Below are 5,003 nucleotides of genomic sequence, written 5' to 3' on the forward strand. Positions count from 1 at the left end.
ATGACAGGATCTCTTGTGAAGTAATTTTTTCCCCTGAGAGAGGTGATTCTGATTGTGAGTGTTGGATATCACGTCCTGGTGCGGCGGGTTCGGGGGTGATGATTTTTGCTCGTTTCTATGGGGGGGGTGATGCAGCATGCATGATGCGGCCTCCGCATGAATGGTCCGTTTGGCCATACACCGAAGGCTGATTGCTACGTCTTTTTTGAGGATATTTAAGATTTTCTGCAAAAGCAGAGGTGCAGGATTGGGGAAAAGTATTATCATCTCTGCCTGCCAAAAATTGCACGAATAACATATTACAAAATAGAATGCTCCATTATTCGTGCAATTTTCTGCGCGATGAAAAAGGAGTTGACACGGTTTCTGAGCCGCGCAGACGATCAGATGACCATTCAGGTGTTTGATATCCTATGGTAGTATTATATTAATCATAACCTGTTATAAATTTATTCTCAAAATTCATCTGTTCTCGCTCTTTCACGAATATATGCGGTAATTCGGCGTGTTTTGTCAATCCTCAAAACATATGTCCGTATCTTCTTTTGCAGGAAGGATTCAATGAGCGTGGGAGAAAAAGTGTCCAAATAGCCTTGCGCGCGTTGTAAATATCCCGAAATTCGATAATAGCTTTTTTCTCCTGATATATCCTACTACCAAAGGATATAACACGGACGGCAGTATCCGCCCGGTGTGTCCCTGAGGTGTGTATTTTATGATGAAAACGCAACGTACGGGGACACTCAGTCCCAAAATGGACGCAGGAGGGACGATGCGGCGCGGCGTGCTTGCACTTGTCGTGCTCCTGCTTGCCTGCACACTGATGGCGGGGGCTGTCAGTGCGGTAGACAAAACTGAATTTAATCAGACAAGTTTTCAGGATGGTACCTACACTATCAATGGAGCAGGTACCTATGTGCTGAATGAGACTGCTGTGGGACACATCAAGATTACGGCTTCCAATGTCGATGTCATTCTGAACTCGACCTCTGGTGTCAAACTTACCGGTAACATCACGATCTCCAATTCAGCAAACGTGACCATTGACGGCATGGACATCACCGTGAACAGCTCAATGCAGTATGATACGAACCGTGTCAGTGCGATTCGGGTAACAGCCACAACTCCCGGATGTATTGTTCTTAAGAACAGCAACATTACCTTCGACAAATCCGTGGACGGCAAGAAAGGTTATGTGATAGTTTCGGGTTTTGCTCTGGCTGGTTCTGAAGTTACCAACAACAAATTCTCGAATGTTCCCGGCCATGTACTGAGTATCCATGGTTTGCAGGATGGCAAATCCATGACGGTCAGCGGCAACACCGTGACCATGAACCCGGATGAGGATATTCGTCCGGAACCTGATGCACAGGGAACGGGACGGGCACTGCTCAAAGTCTGGCATGGTTACACTCTCAACAGTGGCGTTACCTATATTGTTAAGGACAATGTTGTGTCAGTTGTCAACGGAAACAACAACAAAACAAATGTTGTCCGTGTTGATAAGGCAACCACTAACCCTGATAAAGTCACCGTGAAGATGACCAATAACTCGCTTGACGGTGATACTTGCTCGCCGTATCTGTACGGCGGATCGATCTATGGCTACCAGCTGGGCACGCTGTATATCAATGAGAGCGCGACCAGCAATGTTCAGATCCTCGCCCCCGGCCTGAACCAGACCGGTGTTGTGTGGAGCGGTGATGTCTCGGCAACCGAACAGACGCTGGAACTGAATGAGAGCGGCAGCTACAAGCTGATGAAGGACTTCACGTCTGCCGGTATCAAGATCACCGGCGAGGGCGTCACGCTGAACGGTGACAAGAAACAGATCACCGTCAAGCTCCCTACTGATGCTACGGAGAAACATCGTACCGCAATTGACGTGACTGGAAAGAATGCCGACCTGAAAAACCTGAATCTCGCTGCGGATTCCTTCACTGGAAGTAGTGACACAGATATGACATATCTGAATGCTGTCTATGCTCATTCCAGTGAAGAGGGTACATTCTCCCTGTCCGACAGCACACTCGATATGTCAAAAGCTACGAGTTCCCAGCAGACAATGGTTGTACACGTGGTAGGCACGTACTCCACTGTTACGCTCAAGGAAAATACGATCACCGGTGCAAAATCCACGAATGATGATCAGACCAAACCTGTCGGAAACCACGGTACCTCCTTTGGTATTGCGGTGGAAACTGCGACCATCTCTGACAAATTAACCATTCAAGGAAACACCATCTATCCGGGTACTGCAGGAAACTCCGGCAGTATTGGTATGCGGACGTATGCTCTCAAACAGGCGCCAGAACATGGCATTCTGATCACGGAGAACACGATTGACTTCCAGCATGCTGACGGCGGAAAGTACTTCTCCGGTATCCACATGGATCAGATCGACCAACAGAGCACTGCCCTCAAGTACAATATTACGAACAACACTATTACCAATCTGAAAGCAGGTAGCGAAACCGACCCGGAAAAGTCCAACAAAAACTCCGGTATCTATCTGAGGAACGCTGACAATAGCGGTGTCTCCATTGCTCTTAACATGAATGGAAACACCATCTCCGGAGACCTTGGAGATGGCCTGAACGTTACTGCATTCTATGCCCATAACGTAACATTTGCCGACAGTACGATCTACAACAATACGTTCAAGATCACCGGTATGGACGTGGCAAAATACGTCAGACTTACCAATGTAACAACCGGAGACAAGATCAAATGGAACTCCACCGGCGCCGACAAAGCACACGCCGGAAACTGGTGGGGCAAGTGGTCTGAGGATCGTAAGAGCACCACCGGCTACCTGACCTTCGCCAACGCCGACGCAGCAATAGCCGCCGGACTCCCGGTCGCCGACCTTGCACCGCTGGTAGAAGTTGGTCAGCCAGCAGCTCAGACCATCGAAATCACCGGTAATCTTTCCATTGAAAACAAAACCGGAAATACAGAAACCCTTACCGCAGCCTTCACCGGAGGAGTCGCGGCAGACTTTACGTGGACGGTCGGAACCTCCGGCATCATCGAACTGACCCCAACCACCGGCAGCTCAGTCACCTACAAACCGCTCAAGATCGGTACAACCAATCTCACGGTAACGTCCGGTGACGTATCCAAAGTAGTTATCATCACCGTCTATAACACAACCGCACCGGAAGTTGACACTACGGTTACGACTGAAGGCAACAAGGTGAACATCTCCACTTCAACAGGTAGTGGTACTACAACCATCACAACATCCGAGGACAACACAACCGCAACCCTCACAACCGAATCCGGCGTCAGCATCACCCTGACCTACGAGGATGCGGAGGGAGCAGAGGTTAAGAAGGATGATAATGGCAACGTACTCTCCGTCAACGGAACCATTAAGACCATGGTTGCCGAGTATCCGAAATCACAAGCCCCGGTATCTGCGGACATGCCCGTCCCGGCTCAGTACGCACTGAACATCACACTGGATGCATCCAATGCTCTGAAGGATGGTGCAGCAATCGTTCTGCCAACCATCAATCCGGCAATCAACCAGACGATTGTGGAGAAGATTACGCAGAAGAACAGCAACCACAAACCGCTTGCAATGATCAGTGCATCCGTACCCGGAGGAGACATTGCTCAGATCAATAACAACATCACTAAGATCGAGCTGAAGTTCATCATTCCAAAGGACGGCAAATCCTCACTGGGCAAAGTGAAAGCTCTCCATATTAAGGATGACACCATTACGGAAGCTGTCATCCGTGTTGAACAAACAACTACTGAGTGGGTAATTACCATCCATGGAAGTGGATTCTCCTACTACGCCATTGTTGAGGACATCACCCCGGCTCCCGGACCGGGACCGCAGCCGCATGTATCCTCCTCCGGCTCCGGCAACATGGACGGTGCCTACCGTGTACTCTTCAATGACGGAAGCAGCACACTGTCCGTCAAGACCGGCCTCTCCGCAGGAGACAAGATCACCGCACCGGCCAACCCGGCCAAAGACGGCTACACCTTCGGCGGCTGGTACAAGGACAGCGCATGCACGCAAGGATGGAGCTTCTCCGAAGGCATCCCCGGCGACATGACCCTCTACGCCAAATGGACCCCGTCCTCCGGCGGCCAGAGCAGCAGCTCGCAGCAGACCGTGTCGCAGACCGGCAGTGCAACCGCCCAGCAGACCGTAAAGGCAACCCCGGCAGCGACACAGGCGCAGAGCACCTCTGCGGCCACCCCCGCGGCCTCGGGAACCTCCGCCTCCGGCGTATCCCCGACCATGACCCAGGCACCCGCACCGGTCTTCGGCGCTCTCCTCGGGCTCCTCGCCGCAGGTGTCCTCCTCAGAAGAAGAGACTAAACCCTCTTCCTCTTTTTTTTCTCCCACGCAAAGGCAGCACGCCTGACCGGCGACAGAAGACACCCGGCGCAATTCGCGACTGAACGAAAAGGGGAACCCCCGCGTTCCCGCCTCCACAGGACACACAGGATGGGGAGTCCGTGTATCCCGGAATCAATAAGAAAATCGTAAACTCATGAAACGCTCAGCCGCAGCAGCACACACACACCTTTGCACGGGTGTCTGTCGAAACCGGAAATAACCCACCCGGACCCTTTCCCAGCCGGAGATGGAGAAGATAGGTACAAGGAAGGGGATTGCGGAGAGGTTGTAATTTTGTAACCGATGGTGCGGTTACAAATTCGTCCGTTTTTGTTGGTTTGTTTTTTTATTTAAGGTTGTTTCTTGGCGTTTTTTGTTTTTGTAACCGCGGGTTTGGTATTCTGTTCTGGTTTTTTGTTTTGTTTTTGTACAGAGTACTGTTTTTGCGGTTACAGAGGTTACAATTTTTACGATTTCTTTGTATTCTTGGTATTTTTCATTTTTTGATTGGTTTTTGCGGGTATTTTTGTAACCGATATGTCGGTTACAGGTGGCTGTGTCTTTGGTGGTGCGGGATGCGGGTATTTCCGTTTCTTGTTGGTCTTTTGTGTGGGTAAGACGAGGAAAGAACAAC

At 50.4% G+C, this 5,003-nt stretch carries 2 protein-coding genes; one reads left to right on the top strand and one right to left on the bottom strand.

The features are described from left to right. Positions 1-715: 715 nt before the first annotated feature. A complete protein-coding gene (locus tag O0S09_RS09855; RefSeq protein ID WP_268923805.1) occupies positions 716-4,348 on the top strand; it encodes an InlB B-repeat-containing protein in 3,633 nt (1,210 codons plus the stop codon). A gap of 333 nt (positions 4,349-4,681) precedes the next feature. Here the strand turns inward: O0S09_RS09855 and O0S09_RS09860 are convergent. Beyond that, a partial coding sequence (locus O0S09_RS09860; RefSeq protein WP_268923806.1) for a hypothetical protein occupies positions 4,682-5,003 on the bottom strand: 322 nt, incomplete at its 5' end.

Source organism: Methanocorpusculum vombati (genome assembly GCF_026891935.1).
Classification (GTDB): Archaea; Halobacteriota; Methanomicrobia; order Methanomicrobiales; family Methanocorpusculaceae; genus Methanocorpusculum; species Methanocorpusculum vombati.